The organism is Vibrio algicola (assembly GCF_009601765.2).
In the GTDB taxonomy this organism is placed as follows: domain Bacteria; phylum Pseudomonadota; class Gammaproteobacteria; order Enterobacterales; family Vibrionaceae; genus Vibrio; species Vibrio algicola.
The window spans coordinates 922,493-941,323 of sequence record NZ_CP045699.1 but is presented as its reverse complement, the minus strand read 5'-3'; the positions used below and the strand labels follow the sequence as shown (position 1 = coordinate 941,323).

The following is an 18,831-nucleotide window of genomic DNA, read 5'->3' as shown; positions in this document are numbered from 1 at the left end:
CTATTATCAGCCCGCACTTGTGGAGGAGTTCCCGAGTGGCCAAAGGGAGCAGACTGTAAATCTGCCGGCTCCGCCTTCGATGGTTCGAATCCGTCCTCCTCCACCATTATTCGACTTATTAGAGTTTATCTCTGATAGGGGCAACACAGTTAATATCTGTCGCAGTAAAATGTGACACGTTCTAGATGTTCACACTTTAACTTACAAGTTAGAGTCAGGTCAGTGACATTGATGACGAACAACACAATTTGTGGAGGAGTTCCCGAGTGGCCAAAGGGAGCAGACTGTAAATCTGCCGGCTCCGCCTTCGATGGTTCGAATCCGTCCTCCTCCACCATTATTTAACTTATTAGAGTTTTGCTCTAATAAGTGCAACAGCTAAAAAGCAACACGTTCTAGATGCTCACACTTTAGCGTAAAGGTTAAAGTCAGGTCAGTGACATTGATTACGAACAAACACAATTTGTGGAGGAGTTCCCGAGTGGCCAAAGGGAGCAGACTGTAAATCTGCCGGCTCCGCCTTCGATGGTTCGAATCCGTCCTCCTCCACCATTATTTAACTTATTAGAGTTTGGCTCTGATAAGTGCAACAGCTAAAAAGCAACACGTTCTAGATGCTCACACTTTAGCGTAAAGGTTAAAGTCAGGTCAGTGACATTGATTACGAACAAACACAATTTGTGGAGGAGTTCCCGAGTGGCCAAAGGGAGCAGACTGTAAATCTGCCGGCTCCGCCTTCGATGGTTCGAATCCGTCCTCCTCCACCATTATCTCTTCTTAGCTTTTAGTTTTCATTCAAAGATAAGAGCAAGAAACCAGCCTAAATAGCTGGTTTTTTTTCGTCTGCAATTTGCCCTCGCTTTATTTATCGTCCCTCATTTTCCATTACGCTCATCCCTTCCATGGTCACAGTTCACATTTTTGCAATCAAAAAATCCCACAAATAAAGAACAATAATCAATTTAATTGTACACAATAACTAGTGTGAACAATTGCACCTTTTGCTGGCAAACCTGCACCATATGATCGCACAAATATTAGTAATCATAAGGCTCTAGCTCACAATATCCAATAAAAACGCTTGTTTCATACCGTTGCTTTTTATGGCACAGATATTGCGAGTTAGATCTAGATTACAAATTTATTAATAAGTAATTTACAAAAATCATTGCACACAATATTGTTGCGATTGTGTTAACTAACTTCTATACCTATATCCACAACATCGACAACAATACATTTGATGACTATAAAAATAATAAATGATGGCAACGATGAAAACTGAACTCTTTGGTACTGATAATACTTAACAGGGAAACAAAATCGCTGACAGTGGAATAGACAAATAAGGATATGTCATGAAGCTCTTATACACGTTAAACCAACGTCCACCCGCGGCAACCACACTACTACTTGCACTACAACACATGCTGGCATCGATCGGGGGGATCGTTGCCGTGCCGCTTATCGTTGGGGCATCGGTTGGGCTACCTGCCACCGAAATTGCCGACCTCATTAACGCTGCATTACTGGTGGGTGGTATTGCTACCGTGATCCAATGTGTGGGGATTGGTCCGGTTGGGATCCGCTTGCCGGTGGTGATGGGTTCCAGTTTCGCTTTTTTAGGCGTGGCGATTGCGATTGGTAAAAGCGATGGCATGAGCGGGATCATGGGCGCAGCCTTTGCCGGTTCATTCCTAGTGATCGCCGCCAGTTTCTTTATGGATAAAATAAAACGATTATTTCCCGACGTGGTCAGCGGTGTGGTTATTACCTTAATTGGTTTAACCATTTTACCTGTTGCCATGAGTTGGATTGGAGATGCACCCAAAGGCAGCGCTGAATTTGCCACTTTACCAAAACTTTTCTTAGCTCTGGTGTCTTTAGGGATCGTTATTTTAGTCTCAGTGTATTGCAAAGGTGTGATCGCAGCGTCTGCCATCGTGATTGGATTGGTCGGTGGCTATTTAGTCGCATTAAGCATGGACATGGTCAATTTAGAGCAAATATCACAAGCTTCATGGGTTGGCAGTCCCACTCCGCTCAAATACGGCATGACCTTCTCTTGGGGGGCTATTTTAAGTATGAGCTTGGCTTATATTATCGTGGTGGCCGAAGCAACCGGTGACTTTATGGCGCTGGGAGCAAACTGCCAAAAAGAAGTCACAGGGAAAGATCTTAAACGCGGCGTATTAGGTGATGGTCTGGGCAGTACTTTATCGGCATTAATGTCGGGTATGCCACTGGCGTCATTTAGTCAAAACGTTGGTATTGTTGGTATTACCGGTGTAGCTAGCCGTTATGTGGTGGCGGTTACTGGGGCATTACTTATCCTTGGAGGATTATTCCCTAAACTCGCGGCGATTGCGGTTACTATTCCTAAACCTGTGCTGGGTGGTGTCGGTTTTATTATGTTTGGTATGATCGCTTATGCCGGTATTCGCATGCTAATCAAAGCGGCAGATACTAAGCGTAATGCCTTGATTATTTGTGTCAGTTTAGCATCGGGTTTAGCGGTCACGATTGAACCTCGCTTAATTCAGCATCTACCCCATGCACTTGCCAGTTTCTTACACTCTGGGATCACCACAGGAACAATGATCGCGATTGCGATGCACCTATTGTTGCCACAAAATCACAAAGAAGAGCGTGAGATGAAGCGACAAGAAGTGGTCGCAATGGCAAAAGATGAAGAATGTCATTCACCTTCGTTCAAAGTAATGGAATCAAAAGCCACCATTTCAAAAGCGATAGCAACCATTGAAGCAATGCGCCTCGAGTCAGAGGAAATCATGCAAAATGAAGCGCAAGTTAAAACAAATGCCAACTCGGTAGATGAGAAGGAAAACCAAGCTGAAGAAAAAATAACACCCAAGCAAATTTGATGCCTAATACTTCTATGAAATAAGTACCTACTTAGTCATCAAACATCAAAATAATAAAAGTTAAACCAACCGGTCGCTTTATCAGGATCGGTTATGTCGAAAATCTAGGCTTTAATTCATCAAACAAAGACCTGCTCCCCTGCAATGGATGCGTAGGCTAAGGATAGCTATGAATGACACTCAATATAAATAATCAAACCACTTGGATAAAAAACCCTCTCGCGATTTATACCGGAACCGACATCTATGCTCGCGGCGGGATCGTCACTCGAGGCAATCTCATCATAGAGCTGGTTGCCCACAATGCCACGCCACACCATCCAATTGATATTGTGGTTGACGCCAAAAATCATGTCGTAACACCAGGGCTGATTAATGCCCACCATCATTTCTATCAAACCTTGACCCGCGCTTATCCTGACGCATTAAATAAAGAACTGTTTAACTGGCTTAAAACCCTATACCCCGTTTGGGCGGGGCTGGATGAAGAAATGCACGCGCTTTCTACTGAAGTCGCCTTAGTTGAAATGATGATGTCGGGGTGTACTACCGCCTCCGATCATCACTATCTAATTCCGGTTGGTTTAGAGCATGCGATTGATATTCAGGTTGAAGCGGCGCAACAACTTGGTATTCGCGCTATCTTGACCCGTGGTTCAATGAGCTTAGGAGAAGATGATGGCGGCCTGCCACCCCGTCATACCATTCAAACGGAGCAAACCATTATTGATGACAGTCTGCGTTTAATTAAGCATTATCATCAACCTGAAGCTGGCGCGATGACTCAAATTGCGCTTGCGCCCTGCTCACCTTTCTCGGTCACCACCGATCTAATGAAAGAAACTTCGCGCATTGCCCACCAGAAAAACGTAATGATGCATACCCATCTATGTGAAACCATTGATGAAGAAGATTTCTGCCTGCAGCGCTTTGGTCATCGTCCGGTGGATTACTTAGAAAGTGTTGGCTGGCTCAACGATAAAACTTGGCTGGCGCATGGTATTCACTTTAACGATGAAGAAATTAAACGCTTAGGCCAAGCCGGTGTAGGGATCAGTCATTGCCCAACGTCAAATATGATGTTGGCATCGGGTATTTGCCGCAATAACGAACTAGAAGCGGCAGGCGTAAAAGTCGGCTTAGGCGTCGATGGTTCGGCCTCTAACGATGGTTCAAATATGATCGGTGAAGTGCGTATGGCAATGTACTTGCAACGGCTGCGTTATGGCTCGGCTAACGTCAGTCATACTGATGCTTTACGCTGGGCAACTAAAGGATCGGCAGCGGCTATGGGACGCACAGACATCGGCACGTTAGAAGTAGGCAAACAAGCCGATGTATCGATGTTCACGCTGGATGAAATACGCTTTTCTGGTTCACACGATCCGCTCGCGGCATTAATCATGTGTGGCGCGCAACAAGCTGATCGCGTGATGATCAACGGCCAATGGCGAGTACACGATGGTCAGGTGATAGGTCTCGACCTTGAAGATTTACTCATCCGCCACCGCGCCGCCGCCAAACGATTAGCAGAAAAAGCCTTAGCACTGCGTTAAGTTATATTCATTAAGAGAATAATATCAATTCCATAAATTTAATAATGGTTCAAAATTGAGTACAGAGAAAAGTGTCAAAGGCTATGGATGGCCTTTTCTCAAGCGACCAAGAACGGATCAGTGTCTTTTCGCCGTATTCAAATTGATCAAATATTAAATGGAAATGGTATAAGCACCAAAACAACAAAGGCCGATCAGATGATCGGCATTCTTTTATCGGCACTAGCTAAGCTGCAACAAAAGAACTGTCTGTGGCCTCTAGTTAAACCCTATAATCACCATAAAGCGAGATCCCCTGTTTATTTGCTTATCTTCATTCATAAGATGGCAGGTATGATCACATTCATTAAACGAATAAATAGTTTTTATATGCCATAGATCAAACATACACCCCCTCCAAAGTGGTAGTTTTTGCATAAGAATCATAACTACTCATAAATGGGTATAAATAGGTGGTGTTTTATGTTTTACCTACACATGCTTTTATTACTTGCCGTGATATTCACTGGCATTCGATTTGGTGGAATAGCCTTCGGCTTGCTTGGCGGTTTAGGGGTCACCGTACTGGCGTTTGTTTTCGGTGTTGCGCCTGGTACTCCACCGGTTAGTGTGATGCTCATCATCTTAGCCGTGGTCGCAGCTTCTGCAACATTAGAAGCGACAGGTGGTTTAAAACTGTTGGTTAAATTTGCAGAAAAACTATTGCGTAAACACCCCAATCAAATTGTTTTCCTTGGTCCATTTTGTACTTACCTTTTAACTATCCTTGTTGGTACAGGGCACAGCGTTTACCCTCTTCTTCCGGTTATCTACGATGTCTCGATTAAAAAAGGGATCCGTCCAGAGCGACCAATGGCCATGGCGTCGGTTGCTTCTCAAATGGGGATCACCGCAAGCCCGATCGCTGCCGCTGCTGCTGTAGTGATGGCAACCGCTGCTAAAAATGATCTCGATATTTCACTGATCCATGTTTTGCTAGTGACGATCCCAGCCACATTTGTGGGTTTAATGGCCGGTTGTACTTGGAGTTTATTTCGCGGTAAAGATCTCGAGAAAGATCAAGCTTATATAGAACGTTGCAAGAATCCAGAATTTAAAGCCGCATTAATTGATGATGCAGCCGATGATGAAAACAACATTGCCAATAGCAAACAAGCAAAAACCGGCTTAACGGTTTTCTTATGCGGTATTGGTGTGGTGGTGTTTGTGGCATTATTTGGTAAAGATTTAAATCTATTGCCTAAAGGCGTAGGGATGTCGGTTGCGATCCAATTTCTAATGCTTGCCGTCGGTGCCGTGATTTTATTGTGTACCAAAGTTCAACCAAAAGAAATCGTCAAAAGTAACGTGTTCACCGCGGGTATGACGGCAGTGATTATCATCTTTGGTATTGCCTGGATGAGTGACACTATTATTGAGCACCACAAACCTTACTTAATTGAAATGGTGAGCGATATTGTGAGCGTACACCCTTGGACATTCGCATTAGCTATGTTTGCCACTTCGGTATTCTTAAAAAGCCAGGCGGCAGTGTTAACTATCATGTTCCCATTAGGTTTCTCGCTCGGTATTCCACCAGAAGTATTAGTGGGTGTTATTCCAGCTTGTTATGCTTACTTCTTCTTCCCATTCTACCCATCCGATCTGGCTGCAATCACGTTTGACCGTTCAGGTACTACATCAATAGGAAAGTATGTGTTAAACCATAGCTTCTTTATTCCCGGCATGATTGGTGTATCAACCGCGACCGTGGTGGGCTACTTTATTTCAACCACCATTTTAGGTTAATACTTAACTGACACAATTAAAGTAGATAATTAAAATCTTCACACAAACTAAAACGGCAGATCAATCGATCTGCCGTTTTTTTATCCTTTCTCTCCACCTCTGATCGAAGAACAGCTATCTGAAATCATGCTTTAAACTCTTTTTTCTAACTCGCTATGAAAACTATCCCGCAGCTTATTTAATTAATCCGCATTTAAAACTTGATCAAGTTCAATAAACAAACAAATATATATTAAATAGTAAGCTAAAGTTGATTGAGATCAAAATACCAATCTTAATACCCATTTTTCAAGATTGTAGCTTGCGACTCAAACGTCTATCTTTAGCGCCAACAACATGTAACTCACTAACAATAAAGTATTTTTTGTGTTTTACATAACCACCATCAATTATTAAAGGTTATTCATTATGATGAGTTTGCTTTTTTTGGTTTTTCTGGTTGCCATGATTTGTGTGCTAACTAAGAAAAAATCACTGGCGTATGCCCTTTTCACTGTTGGTATGGTTCTTAGCTTATTCTGGCTAAATCACCATGCAACTGATCCTCTTTCCATTTTACTATAGGGCTTGATAATGAATCGTTCACAAATCAGCTTATTAAATACCCTCGGCATGCTGGGAATGGCAGTCGTGCTATTAATCGCCCTATTTGCCCAGTTATCGTTAAATGAACTTCCTTGTCCTTTATGTTTATTACAACGTATCGGCTTTGTGATGGTGCTATTTGGCTTTATGCTCAATGTGGTATTTGGCACTCAACAACGCCACTACGGTGTGATTTTATTCGGCGCGATGTTTGGCGCGGTGGCCGCTCTTCGTCAAGTATCACTACATGTGCTCCCAGGTACTCCAGGTTACGGCAGCCCAATCTTAGGTTTGCATTATTACACTTGGGCGTTTGTCTTGTTTATGGCGACCATTTTTGCGGTTGGCGTACTGCTAGCACTATGGAATGAGTCTTGGTCAGACAAAGACTACCAGATGAGCGGTATGGCGAAGACGCTATGCATTTTTTCGATTGTTATTGTGGCATTAAACCTACTTTCTACCTTTATTGAATGTGGTCCATATCAGTGCCCAGATAACCCTGTGACGTATTGGTTACTTAATTTGTAAACGGTATTACGTCATAAGCTCAAAACTAACAGTCCCTCATAATGCATATTTATTAGGGGCTGTTTTTTTCTATATTTCAATCAGAACCTCCCTTTCTATTTTTCCGCACTCTTCATGTTTGATGACGCGTTATTTCACCCATGTTAAAGTCACTTCATCATTACCCAATAATCGACAAATCATTCTTTATGAAAACACCTTGTATTGCGGCATGCAAAAATAATGGCGGTATCTGCTCTGGTTGTCATCGCACTATGGCTGAAATCTTAAATTGGAGCAAAATGGACGATAACCAACGCGAGGAAATTATGAATAAACTTAGCGGCGAACAAACCACTCACGCTTGCCCTGAGTGTGGTGAAGCCAACCATTGTGATATTGCGGCAGGTAAAGAGACGTGTTGGTGTTTTGAGGTAGAAGAAAGAGAACTGGATAAAAAGCACAACATTTGTTTGTGTCGAAAGTGTTTGGAGAGTAAAGCATTAGTCTAATTATTCTGGTCAAGCCCAATAGGACACCTGACTTTGTAATTTTTCATAGTCGATTGGCGTTAAATCACCAAGCGTAGTATGCAACCTTTCATGGTTGTAATACCGGATATATTCTTCAACATCTTCTTTCATTGCATCACGCGTTAAATAAACCACATTGAGTAGCCATTCATTTTTCAAGCTACCGAAGAACCGTTCGACGACTGCATTGTCTAAACAAGCTCCAACGCTGCTCATTGATGATGTGATGCCATTTCTCGTTAACAGGTGCTGAAATGAACTGCTGGTGTACTGTGAGCCTCTATCACTATGGAAAAGTAAGCCTCTTTGAGGCTTACGAAGTGTAATTGCCATTTGTAATGCACGTTCAACGAGACCTACCGTCATGCGATCTGATAATGCCCAACCAATGATCCGCGTGAATGTAAATCCATGACTACAGCCAGATACATCCAACCTTGATTGGTTCTCAGATAAGTAACATCTCCGGCCCAAATACGATTGGGCACTGTAGGATTAAATTGTTGTTTTAATATATTATCTGCAACGCTATCACTATGTTTCCGCTTGGTGGTGATTTTATAAGCTCGACGCTGACGCACAACAAGACCTAACTTACGCATGATGGTGCGAGTACGATAACGCCCGATAGTGAAGCCTTCTTCACGTAGTTTCTTAGCTAATTGACGAGAGCCTAAACTTCCACGACTGCGCTTGAATAAGCGCTTGGCAGTTCTGTATAAATTAAGCTCTTGCTCAGTAATGATCTGAGCAGGTCGTGCTAACCAATCATAAAATGCACTGCGGCTTACTTTTAGAGCGTTACAAAGCATTTTTATTGGAAATCGAGAGCGATGCTCTCGAATAAATTGAAACTTTACTTCATTTCTTTCGCAAAGAAGGCGCTGGCTTTTTTTAGGATCTCTTTCTCCATTCTAAGCTGCTTTACTTCCTTTCTCAGAGCCATTAATTCCATTTTTCATCTGCGTTGACAGATGAATTATTGAGTTCGTCAGCCTTCTGCTTCCAAGTGTAAAGCAGGCTTTGTGATACTCCCAACGCATCAGCAGCTTGGGCGACAGAATACCCTTGTTCGGTAATAAGGCCGATTGCCTCTTCTTTAAATTCTTTCGTATAAGTTCGATATTGACGTTTTGTATTCATATTCACCTCGATTGATTATCGTATTATCCACAATCAAGGTGTCCAGATCGATTAGACCAGAATACAATTAATGGATCAAATTTATCCCGACAGCCGGATCGTGACCGATCGCACCATCGATAGCCACATAAAAAACCTACGCAAAAAATTAACGGATATTAATCCAGACACCGATTGCATTAAATCGATTTATGGTATGGGTTATAAGTTCGAAATTTCTGCTTAATATCTAACTTTTTAATCGAATATTGCACGATGACTCTATCAATCATGCCTAAAAAAAGCAGTACCACTTGGGTACTGCTTTTCATTTTCAAACGATGAATTACAACGTTTTACCATTACTCTCAATCACTTTTTGATACCAGTAAAAACTGTCTTTTTTGTAGCGTTTTAGCTCTTTCTCACTTTCTTCATCACGGTCGACATAAACAAATCCGTAACGTTTAGCATAACCATTTAACCAACTAAATAAGTCTTGGAATGACCAAGTGCAGTAGCCTAATACTTCACAGCCATCGTCAATCGCGGCTTCAATCGCTTCAACATGTTGCTTTAAGAAATCGATACGGTAATCATCGTGCACTTTACCATCTTCGGTTAAGGTATCAAATGCGCCTAAACCATTTTCACTGATCAGTACCGGCAAACCATAGCGTGAGGTAATACGGCGTAACGATACACGTAGACCATTTGGGTCAATAGCCCAGTTCCAATCGGTCATTTTTAAATAGTCATTATCGGCGCGAGCATATAACTCTTCAGTTGGGATAGCTTTTACATCAGACACAATCGACACTTGAGCCGCATTACCAGCTTGCACATTTTCTTGCTTATTATTAGGGTCGATATAGGTGGCAGATTGATAATAATTCAACCCCATGAAATCACACACACCAGCTTTGAGTAATTCTTTATCCCCAGGTTGGAAGTCAACTTTAATGCCTAGATTTTCAAGTAGTTTTAAACCAATTCGAGGGTATTCACCTTTAGCATAAACATCCATCCACAAGAAGTTTTCGATCTCTTGGGCGTTTTCCATCGCGATCACATCTTCTGGTTTTTCACTTTTTGCGTAGGTTGGTCCATAGGCAAAACTTGGTCCTACTTGTCCTTCAATATCCATATCACGGAATAATTTAATCGCACTGGCATTGGCTAAACTGGCAATATGGTTAGCATTAATAAAACGTTGATAATCTGATACTTTTGGTGGGTGTAGCTTTTGTACATAACCTAACCCCGTGAATATATTTTGTTCATTCATCGTGACCCAGTACTTCACTTTATTGCCAAATTCTTGATATAACAATTCACAATAATTAGTGAAATCTTTGATGATTTCGCGACTTTCCCAACCTGCATATTCATCTTGTAGTGTTTGTGGAAGATCCCAATGATAGATGGTTAAGATAGGCTCAACGCCAGCCTCGATCAGCTTGTCGATAACCTTGTGATAAAACTCAACCCCTTTTGGATTGACAGTACGACCATCCGCCATGACGCGTGGCCAAGAGACTGAAAATCGATAGGCGTTTAAACCCATTTCTTTCATTAAATCGATGTCTTGTTCAAATTGATGATAGAAGTCGATCGCCACTTCGCCAGTGGTATTTTTAAAGGTGTTACCCGGAATACGTGAATAGGTATCCCAAATTGATGGGCCTTTACCGTCTAAACTTGCGCCGCCTTCAATTTGATAGGCCGCGGATGCACTACCCCATAGAAAATTATTTTGAAATGCCATTTTATATCCTTGCGAAATTGATAGTAAATAAGGGTTATTTAGGCTTCATAGCGATAGTAAACCATATAGTTATCACACCTAAAATCAATACTGATAAATTACGCTATTCATACCGATAAAACCTGAAATAAACCGTAAAACTGGGTTTTTATACGTATCTAATAGTGAATTATTTACCTTAATCACAGTCATGATCCGCACCATGAAACTTCATTATTTTGTTTCATAATCATGAAAGTTTCACGCCAAAACGGCTATTGTTAGTTATATTCCCAACTCACTTCACGTTACAAGTTTCAGCGACGAATACCCATTCCATAAATTTAATGATTGTTCAAAATTGAGTACAGAGAAAAGTGTCAAAGGCCATGGATGGCCTTTTATCAAGTGACCAAGGACGGAGCCGCGTCTTTTCGGCGTATTCAAATTGATCAAATATTAAATAGAATTGGTATAAAGCACTCTTTAACATCAGAAAATTAACGAGGTAATTAGGTAAAACGAAGGAGGGAAAATTTAAAGGTCTGCAACCGATTCACGGCAGACTAAGCGACCCGAAATCAACGGGCTATCTTTCATTTTTAGGCTGGTTTTCTCAAGCATTTGCTCAAGGTTCTCCATGCACACTTGTGCCAATTGATGGCTAGAATGACTAATGCAGGTTACGGTTGGGTTGAGTTGTTGAGCAAGCGGAGAATCTTCTAAGGAAATCACCGAGACGTCTTCGGGTACTTGGATATTAAACTGACGCATTAAACGCATTGCTTCAGCCGCGTAACTGTCTCGCTTTACTACGATGGCGCTATATTGAGTAAAACTGTTAATTAAACCCAGTAACGATTGTTCTGGATTTTGTTTCGCTTCAATCACTAAACGGCGATCATAAGGCAACGACAAATTTTGAATCGCATTTTTATAACCATTCAATAATTCAGAACAATTGGCTTGTGTTAAATCATCTACCAACAAAGCGATTTTTCGATGTCCTTTTCCGAGTAAATAACGACAGGCACTTTCTGCTGCAAATTGATAATCAAATCCAACCGAAGTTTGCACATCGGTGAGCATACCATCCATGTGCAAGACGTTCTCAAACGCCGAAGTGTTGATGGTGCCATTAATCATTATCACCGCTTCACATTGCGAATTCAGTTCAAACAATGCATGTTGTTGCTCATCCACACTTTCGGCAAATTGCACCAGCATTAATTTATTCATCGCTTTAAGTTTACGCGAAATGGCAGGAAGGTAACTGGTGACACTGGCAGCGTCTGAAGTGTTGAGCACCACACCAACATAATGGCTCGATTGAGTGGCTAAGTTTTGCGCGGCAACGTTGGGGCTATAGTTGAGTTCTTGAGCAGCTTTTAACACAGCTAATCGACTATCTTCACGCACACCACGACTGCCGCTCATAACACGCGATACGGTCGCTTTTGATACATTAGCCAATCTTGATACATCTGTGATGGTTGCCATTGAGTTCTCTATTTACTCATACTACGAATGAATAGTCGATTATACCCTGCTTTTCGATAGGTTATCTAGCATTAGCTTCACATCAACCATTAACAAAATGTGTTGAAACGAATCGTCCTCGCTACTTCTACTTCACAGTGACTTAAATATAAAAATCGGTCTACTTATTGTCTTAATCCATATTCTAATAAGCAGACCTAGGGAATTTTTAATTCTATATTTAAGCAGCGAGACGCTTATGCAGATCAATCAACTCTGCCATCATTTCTTTTGCCAGCATACTGGTCATTAAGTGATCCTGAGCATGTACCATAATAAGCGTCATCTTGGTTTTTCCTTCGCCTTCATCCGCTTCAATTAATTTGGTTTGAACTAAGTGAGCCAAATTAGCAAACTCTTGTGACTCTTTCATTAGCGCTTCGGCTTTATCAAACTCACCCGCTTTGGCGGCAAATAATGCTTCAAAGGCAAGGCTTTTTGATTGACCCGCGTTAATGATAATACCCATAACTTGTTCTTCTAAATCCATATCCATTTTGTTTTCCCAGTCATTCTTCAGTTAATTTGTGTTTTAATTTGATGCTTAAGGTGGTTTAACGATAAAAAACTAAAAACCATTATTTTTTGATACTTCTGCGAACCACTCACCGCTTAATTTTTTGGTTCTGGTTTGCGTGGCTAAATCTAAGCTATAGAAGCCATAACGATTTTTATAAGCATTATTCCAAGACCAATTATCAATAAAGGTCCAAAGGTGATAACCGCGACAATCCGATCCTTCTTGAATCGCTTTATGCAACCAAGACAGGTGGTCTTGAATAAACTCGATTCGGTATGTGTCTTGGATTTGTCCATCCTTCAAAAACTTATCTTCACCTTCAACACCCATACCATTCTCTGAAATAAAGCATGGAATGTTGCCGTAGTTTTCACGTAAGTTAGTCATGATGTCATAAATGCCTTTTTCGTAGATTTCCCAGCCACGATGAGGGTTCATCTTACGCCCTGGCATTTCATAGTTTTCAAAGAACCATTCCGGCATAAATGGACCATTAGTATCAACAGCCGTTAATCGCGCTTTGACTCGGCGAGGCTGATAATAATTCACCCCAAGTATATCTACTTTCCCTGCCGCAATGATCTCACGATCGCCGGTTTCACACACAGGCATTTGACCATGTTCAGTTAACAAATCAACTAACCCTTGAGGAAATTCACCGGTTACTGATGGATCTAGAAAACTACGATTAAACAACAGGTCCGCAATATTGGCCGCTTTTAAATCAGCAGGGTTTTGCGAGCGAGGGTAAGACGGCGTTAAGTTTAAAATAATGCCAATCTGTCCCTCCTGTTGTTGGTTTTTTTGTTGATATTGACGGTATTTCGCTACCGCTTTAGCATGCGCTAACATAGTGTGATAACCGACGGTGACCGCACGACCAAAATCTACAACATTCGGGTAATGGAAGTCATATAAATAACCACCTTCAACCGGCACAATGGGCTCGTTAAAGGTAAACCAATACTTAACTCGGTCACCAAATAACTCAAAACACGTTGCGGCAAACTCAGTGTAGGCTTCGACCACTTTACGGCTTTCCCAGCCGCCTATTTCTTGCATTGCCATTGGCATATCAAAATGAAATAAGTTAATAAAAGGTTCAATGCCTTGCGCCAACATTTCGTCAATTACATTGTTATAAAACTCAACCGCTTTAGGGTTAACCTCACCACAACCATTGGGAATTAAACGAGACCATGAAATAGAGGTACGAAAAGAGTTATGTCCAATCTCTTTCATTAGCGCAATATCGCTACGATAGTGTTGGTAAAACGTCGACGCATCGGTTGCACTGACATCACCAAAGAATCGATTCGGTTGTGTCTTGTACCAATGGTCCCAAATGTTTTCACCTTTACCATCTTCAAATGCAGCACCTTCTGTTTGTGTCGCAGACGAAGCGCTTCCCCACCAAAAATTTTTCGGAAATTGATGTTGCATCATTGGTATCCTTTTCAATTTTTTGAACTGCGGTAATCTTTAATTATCGGAATAAAGCTTACCGCAGTGACTAATCTATTCGTGAGTGACATTATGCAGTTGCAGTTTGACCTTGAGTTTCTTCCGCATGTTGCTTGGCTTCATCTTCAAGTAACTGTTTTTCATACGCCTTGATAAATGGTAAGTAAACCACAGCGGCAATCGCCATACAGATAAAGCATAAAATCACAGGACTCAATGCCCAGTTTGCTGCCCACGATGCCCCTATTGGCCCTGGTGTTGTCCATGGTGTCACTGAAACGACTCGTGCAACTAAATCAAATTTCAAAGCGAAGTAAGCCACTACCGCATTAATCATTGGCACGCACACGAATGGAATAAACATCACAGGATTCATAATGATTGGTGTACCAAACAATAGCGGTTCGTTGATATTAAACAGTGCAGGCACCGTACTTAACTTACCCACGGTTTTCAGGTGAATTGAGCGGCTACGAGCCAACATAAACGCAAGTGGTAACGTAGAGCCTACCCCACCAATCAGTAAGTAGTGATCCCAGAATCCTTGTAGGAAGATAACTGGTGGCTCCATGCCATTGGCTAGTGCTGTTTGGTTTACCGCTAAATTAGCCAACCAAAATGGATTCATAATTCCGGTCACAATTAAAGCGCCGTGAATACCCGCAAACCATAGAATTTGACACACCAAGACCGCCAGTAGAATAGCTGGTAGCGAATCCGAAGCAGAGACTAAAGGCTCAAGCATTGACATGATCGCTTGCGGAATAATCATGCCCGTTTCAGCTTCAATGAATAAGTTCAAAGGATGAAGTGTTAAGATAATCACTAATACTGGTATCAAGATTTCAAACGAGCGAGCCACCCCAGCAGGCACTTCTGGTGGCAGTTTAATCGTAATATTTTTACGTTTTAAGAAGGCATATACTTCAGTTGCGTAAATCGCGGTGATCAGCGCGGTAAAAATACCCGGCCCACCAAAATAGGTCATCACTAACTTGCCATCTTCAATTGGCGCGGCCACTAATAAGAAAGACATTAACGCTAATAAGCCTGTCGCAAGTGGGTCTAAATCATAATGACGCGCTAAACTTGCCGCGACCCCAGTTGAGATAAAGAACGTCATCACGCCCATACTCAGGTTAAACGGCAACATTAATTGCTCGCGGTATTCGTTAGAAAAACCTAACCATGTTTGTGCAAATCCCCAAGAAGTGTCAGGTGAAAATGGAGGGAAGATAAACACCAACATGAATGAACCAACAATCATGAAAGGTAGAGCAGAGATAAATCCATCACGGATCGAAGTTACGTGTCTTTGATTTCCGATACGCCCAGCAATTGGCGTAACCTTTTGTTCAATAAAGTTCGTCAATGCATCATTGATAGAGCTCATGAGATGTCCTTAAGGTAGTCGTATTATTCAATGCCTCTTCTAAGGCACCTATACCCAAGCAACGTAAGTCAGGGGGGATGTTACTTGGGTATAACAGTAAGCGAAGGTTAATGTCGTTGGCGGTACGTTTTATTTATTTTTTTGTACTCGTCCATTCAAACTATTTCTCTATCAAAGGAATTAGCCAATCAAAGATAATGCATGATCGAGGACTTTATCGCCCTTCTGCATGCCATAATCCATCATATTGATTGGTTCTACTTTAATGCCGTATGGATCCGCTTTCTTTTGTAAATCGGCTTGCATATATTTAATTTGTGGACCTAAAAGGACACATTCAAAATGAGGGGCATGCTGGTCAAACTCTGATGCTCCAAAAGCCTGAATATCCACTTCCAAACCACGCTTATCGGCTTCCGCGATCATTTTTTTCATTAACATGCTGGTCGACATACCAGCAGAGCAACAAAGCATAATTTTTTTCATAATAACCTCAGTTTTGGTTTAACATATTAAGTAAACAAAGTGTGTTTCGATGTCACTAAGTTATCATGTGGAAACTTTTTGGAAACCGGTTTCCAAAGCCTGGAAACTTAAATGTGAATTTGATCACTCGATTGCAGAGAAAAATCTGGCAAAATGAGATCTAGTTAAACAATTCAAGCGAGAAAAAATGGATCAGCAAACCAATCGACTGCTTATGAAACGTGTCGAACGTCACATTTCACCAATTGCTAATTGGTTGGCGAGCAGTAAACACCTAATTGCGATCAGAGATGGGTTTCAGATTTCGATGCCGTTTATTGTTGTGGGCAGCCTATTTGTTCCTTTTATTTTTCCGCCCTTTAATCCTTCGAATTACCCAAGCATTAATGCGTTTCTATTAGAGTACCGAGCATTTTTTTCTACCATGTTTGAGCACACCATGGGGTTAATTGCTTTGTTTATTGCCTTTGGTGCCAGTGCCAGTTTGGCCAAGCAATATGGTATTCCAGAACGTTTATCAGGCTTAACAGGTTGCGTGGCTTTCTTATTGTTAACCGGAACCATTGAACACGCATCACCTGGCAGTTACCTAGGTGGTAATGGTTTATTTACCGCTATTATTTCAAGCATATACAGTATTGAAGTGATCCGATTTTTTTATCGCAAGGGATGGTATTTCGATATGCCAGAAGAAGTACCGCTCATTACCCGTAATGGTTTTAAATTAATCTTACCTTTGTTATTTATCATGTTGTCTTTGGCGATAATTAACTTAACTTTAAAACATTATACTGGTTTGTATTTTCCGCAATTAATCACTGACATATTCAAACCTTTGGTGATTGCCAGCGATACATTAACCGCCGTGCTTCTCTCGCTATTGCTTTGCCAACTGCTGTGGTTTATGGGGATCCACGGATCATTAATTGTTACCGGCATTATGAATCCGTTTTGGCTCAGTGGACTTATTGCCAACCAAACAGCGTTAGCCGCAGGTGCGCCGGTTCCTCATATCTATTTGCAAGGTTTCTGGGATTATTATTTGTTAATTGGTGGAGTGGGTTCGACTTTGCCTCTGGTTTTTATGGCGCTAAAAAGTCGTTCAAAACAATTAAGCTCAGTGGGAAAAATAGGGCTTATTCCCTCTATGTTTAATATCAACGAACCGATTTTGTTTGGATTTCCGATTATCATGAACCCAATGTTCTTTCTTCCTTTCGTATGTGTGCCATTAATCAACGCCACTCTTGCATGGCATTTTACTCAGCTTGGTTTGTTAGACCCTTTTATTTCAATGTTGCCTTGGTCGATGCCCGCCCCGATTGGTGCATCGTTATCTTCAAATGGGAGTTGGCATAACATCTTGATGGTGCTGTTTGCGATGTTTAATTCTTGGATGATTTATCGACCTTTCTTTAAGGTGTATGAAAAACAATTAATTTCCCAAGAAACTCATTCTTCTTCATAGCAAGTTTCATCAATAAAATGTGAGTACCGACGTAATTTCACATCTTTTTTGTACGATATCGTTCAAATTGGTCATAAAGGTAGCTCGACAACCGCTCGATATTGATAAATTGTAGCCATACGTCACTATGAACGCGCTTTTTCTAAAAGGTATGGTATATGAAACAACAGTATTATTTGGCTTTAGATATCGGTGGAAGTGCGGTCAAATATGCCGTAATGAACCAACAAGGGGTCATTATTGTAAAGGGAGATTATCCTAGCCCTACGACTTCAATCGATGACTTTTGGCAACAGTTTGACCTGAACTTATCACACCTTTTCCAGCAATATTATATTATTGGCCTTGCTATTAGTGCGCCAGGTTCCGTCGATTGTGATTCGAGTGTCATTTATGGTCACAGTGCTTTGCGTTATTTACACGGTCCCAACTTTCGAGAATATGTTGAGCACCATTACCATATTAATTGCGAGATCGAAAATGATGCCAACTGTGCCGCTTTGGCCGAATTATGGCAGGCAAAAGAAGTTGATGATTTTTGTCTGTTAGTGATTGGCAGCGGTGTTGGTGGGTCAATGGTTATCGATGGTAAGGTCCACCACGGCCAGCACCTACACGGCGCCGAGTTTGGTTATATGTTTGTCGGAGTCGATGATGCAGGTCGACCGGTAACCTTAAGTGGTTGCGCCGCCACTCGTTCACTGATCCAAAACAGCGCAAAAGTGCTTGGATTGCAAGAACATGAACTTAACGGTAAGCAAGTCTTTGAACTGGCAGAAAGTGGTAACCAACGTATTCAAGCCGTGATCGATAAATGGTACCAAATGCTCGCTTATGGTATTTATAACGTGCAATACATTAGCGATCCCAATCGAATTATATTAGGCGGTGCAATTAGTAGTCGAACGGATTTTATTGCTCGCATAGAACAGAAGCTCGATCAAATCTTTATTGAGAATCCCTTTTCTAGCGTCCGCCCACAACTTAGTGTTTGTCAGGCCGGTAACGATGCCAATTTGATTGGCGCCTTGTACCATTATTTGCAAAGACAAAGCACAGACTAAGCCATTACTTGATAATCAATTTACGTTGTTTTCTCCACATTTCTACATACCTCAAACTTACCGAGTAAATATTTTTGAATCATTGTTCATTATTTATTATCTAAAAAACAAATAAATACAGTGCATTACACCAAGTATTCACGGTTTACCTAGTCAAAACCTGTACCTCAA

Annotated in this window: 15 protein-coding genes, 4 tRNA genes and 1 pseudogene; 13 read left to right on the top strand and 7 right to left on the bottom strand. The window is 41.4% G+C overall.

Features of this window, described 5'->3' with window-relative positions; translation table 11 throughout:
• Positions 1–21 precede the first annotated feature (21 nt).
• The 10 genes from GFB47_RS04290 (at position 22) to GFB47_RS04250 (ending at position 7,836) form a co-directional block, all read left to right on the top strand.
• Positions 22–106: transfer RNA gene (locus tag GFB47_RS04290), tRNA-Tyr, on the top strand.
• 146 nt (positions 107–252) lie between these two features.
• Positions 253–337: transfer RNA gene (locus GFB47_RS04285), tRNA-Tyr, on the top strand.
• A 130-nt stretch (positions 338–467) separates the two neighbouring features.
• Positions 468–552: transfer RNA gene (locus tag GFB47_RS04280), tRNA-Tyr, on the top strand.
• A gap of 130 nt (positions 553–682) precedes the next feature.
• Positions 683–767, top strand: a tRNA-Tyr gene (locus tag GFB47_RS04275).
• Between the two features lie 591 nt (positions 768–1,358).
• Positions 1,359–2,885, top strand: coding sequence for a nucleobase:cation symporter-2 family protein (locus tag GFB47_RS04270; RefSeq protein WP_153446807.1), 1,527 nt, complete (start codon positions 1,359–1,361; stop codon positions 2,883–2,885).
• A 173-nt stretch (positions 2,886–3,058) separates the two neighbouring features.
• Positions 3,059–4,441 (top strand): 8-oxoguanine deaminase, encoded by a 1,383-nt coding sequence (locus GFB47_RS04265; protein WP_153446805.1) that lies wholly within the window; start codon positions 3,059–3,061, stop codon positions 4,439–4,441.
• Between the two features lie 462 nt (positions 4,442–4,903).
• Positions 4,904–6,229 (top strand): anaerobic C4-dicarboxylate transporter, encoded by a 1,326-nt coding sequence (locus GFB47_RS04260; protein ID WP_153446803.1) that lies wholly within the window; start codon positions 4,904–4,906, stop codon positions 6,227–6,229.
• Positions 6,230–6,637: 408 nt separating this feature from the next.
• Positions 6,638–6,793, top strand: coding sequence for a DUF5993 family protein (locus GFB47_RS16555; RefSeq protein WP_225874294.1), 156 nt, complete (start codon positions 6,638–6,640; stop codon positions 6,791–6,793).
• A 9-nt stretch (positions 6,794–6,802) separates the two neighbouring features.
• A complete protein-coding gene (locus tag GFB47_RS04255) occupies positions 6,803–7,345 on the top strand; it encodes a disulfide bond formation protein B (protein WP_153446801.1) in 543 nt (180 codons plus the stop codon).
• Between the two features lie 188 nt (positions 7,346–7,533).
• The gene (locus tag GFB47_RS04250) at positions 7,534–7,836 is read left to right on the top strand and encodes a cysteine-rich CWC family protein (RefSeq protein WP_153448146.1); all 303 of its coding nucleotides are present in this window, start codon (positions 7,534–7,536) and stop codon (positions 7,834–7,836) included.
• Between the two features lie 9 nt (positions 7,837–7,845).
• Here the strand turns inward: GFB47_RS04250 and GFB47_RS04245 are convergent.
• Positions 7,846–9,000, bottom strand: a pseudogene (locus tag GFB47_RS04245) (IS3 family transposase).
• A 61-nt stretch (positions 9,001–9,061) separates the two neighbouring features.
• On the opposite strand from GFB47_RS04245, the gene GFB47_RS04240 reads away from it, so the two are divergent.
• Positions 9,062–9,226, top strand: a complete 165-nt coding sequence (locus GFB47_RS04240; RefSeq protein ID WP_325077460.1) for a winged helix-turn-helix domain-containing protein — start codon at positions 9,062–9,064, stop codon at positions 9,224–9,226.
• Positions 9,227–9,325: 99 nt separating this feature from the next.
• On the opposite strand, the gene GFB47_RS04235 is transcribed toward GFB47_RS04240, so the two are convergent.
• The 6 genes from GFB47_RS04235 to GFB47_RS04210 form a co-directional block, all read right to left on the bottom strand.
• A complete protein-coding gene (locus tag GFB47_RS04235; RefSeq protein WP_153446797.1) occupies positions 9,326–10,747 on the bottom strand; it encodes a glycoside hydrolase family 1 protein in 1,422 nt (473 codons plus the stop codon).
• Between the two features lie 516 nt (positions 10,748–11,263).
• Positions 11,264–12,226 carry a LacI family DNA-binding transcriptional regulator gene (locus GFB47_RS04230; RefSeq protein WP_153446795.1) on the bottom strand — a complete coding sequence of 321 codons (963 nt, stop codon included), beginning with the start codon at positions 12,224–12,226 and terminating at the stop codon, positions 11,264–11,266.
• Between the two features lie 220 nt (positions 12,227–12,446).
• The gene (locus GFB47_RS04225) at positions 12,447–12,755 is read right to left on the bottom strand and encodes a PTS lactose/cellobiose transporter subunit IIA (RefSeq protein ID WP_153448145.1); all 309 of its coding nucleotides are present in this window, start codon (positions 12,753–12,755) and stop codon (positions 12,447–12,449) included.
• Between the two features lie 78 nt (positions 12,756–12,833).
• On the bottom strand, positions 12,834–14,231 hold the full coding sequence (locus tag GFB47_RS04220) for a glycoside hydrolase family 1 protein (RefSeq protein WP_225874293.1): 1,398 nt from the start codon (positions 14,229–14,231) through the stop codon (positions 12,834–12,836).
• Positions 14,232–14,319: 88 nt separating this feature from the next.
• Positions 14,320–15,642: a PTS sugar transporter subunit IIC gene (locus GFB47_RS04215; protein ID WP_153446794.1), complete on the bottom strand. Its 1,323-nt coding sequence runs from the start codon at positions 15,640–15,642 to the stop codon at positions 14,320–14,322.
• A 180-nt stretch (positions 15,643–15,822) separates the two neighbouring features.
• Complete coding sequence (locus GFB47_RS04210) at positions 15,823–16,128, bottom strand: PTS sugar transporter subunit IIB (protein WP_153446792.1); 306 nt, start codon at positions 16,126–16,128, stop codon at positions 15,823–15,825.
• Between the two features lie 187 nt (positions 16,129–16,315).
• On the opposite strand from GFB47_RS04210, the gene GFB47_RS04205 reads away from it, so the two are divergent.
• Together GFB47_RS04205 and GFB47_RS04200 are read left to right on the top strand one after the other, a co-directional pair.
• Positions 16,316–17,596 carry a PTS sugar transporter subunit IIC gene (locus GFB47_RS04205; RefSeq protein ID WP_153446790.1) on the top strand — a complete coding sequence of 427 codons (1,281 nt, stop codon included), beginning with the start codon at positions 16,316–16,318 and terminating at the stop codon, positions 17,594–17,596.
• A gap of 158 nt (positions 17,597–17,754) precedes the next feature.
• Positions 17,755–18,660: an ROK family protein gene (locus GFB47_RS04200; protein WP_153446788.1), complete on the top strand. Its 906-nt coding sequence runs from the start codon at positions 17,755–17,757 to the stop codon at positions 18,658–18,660.
• Positions 18,661–18,831: the final 171 nt, after the last annotated feature.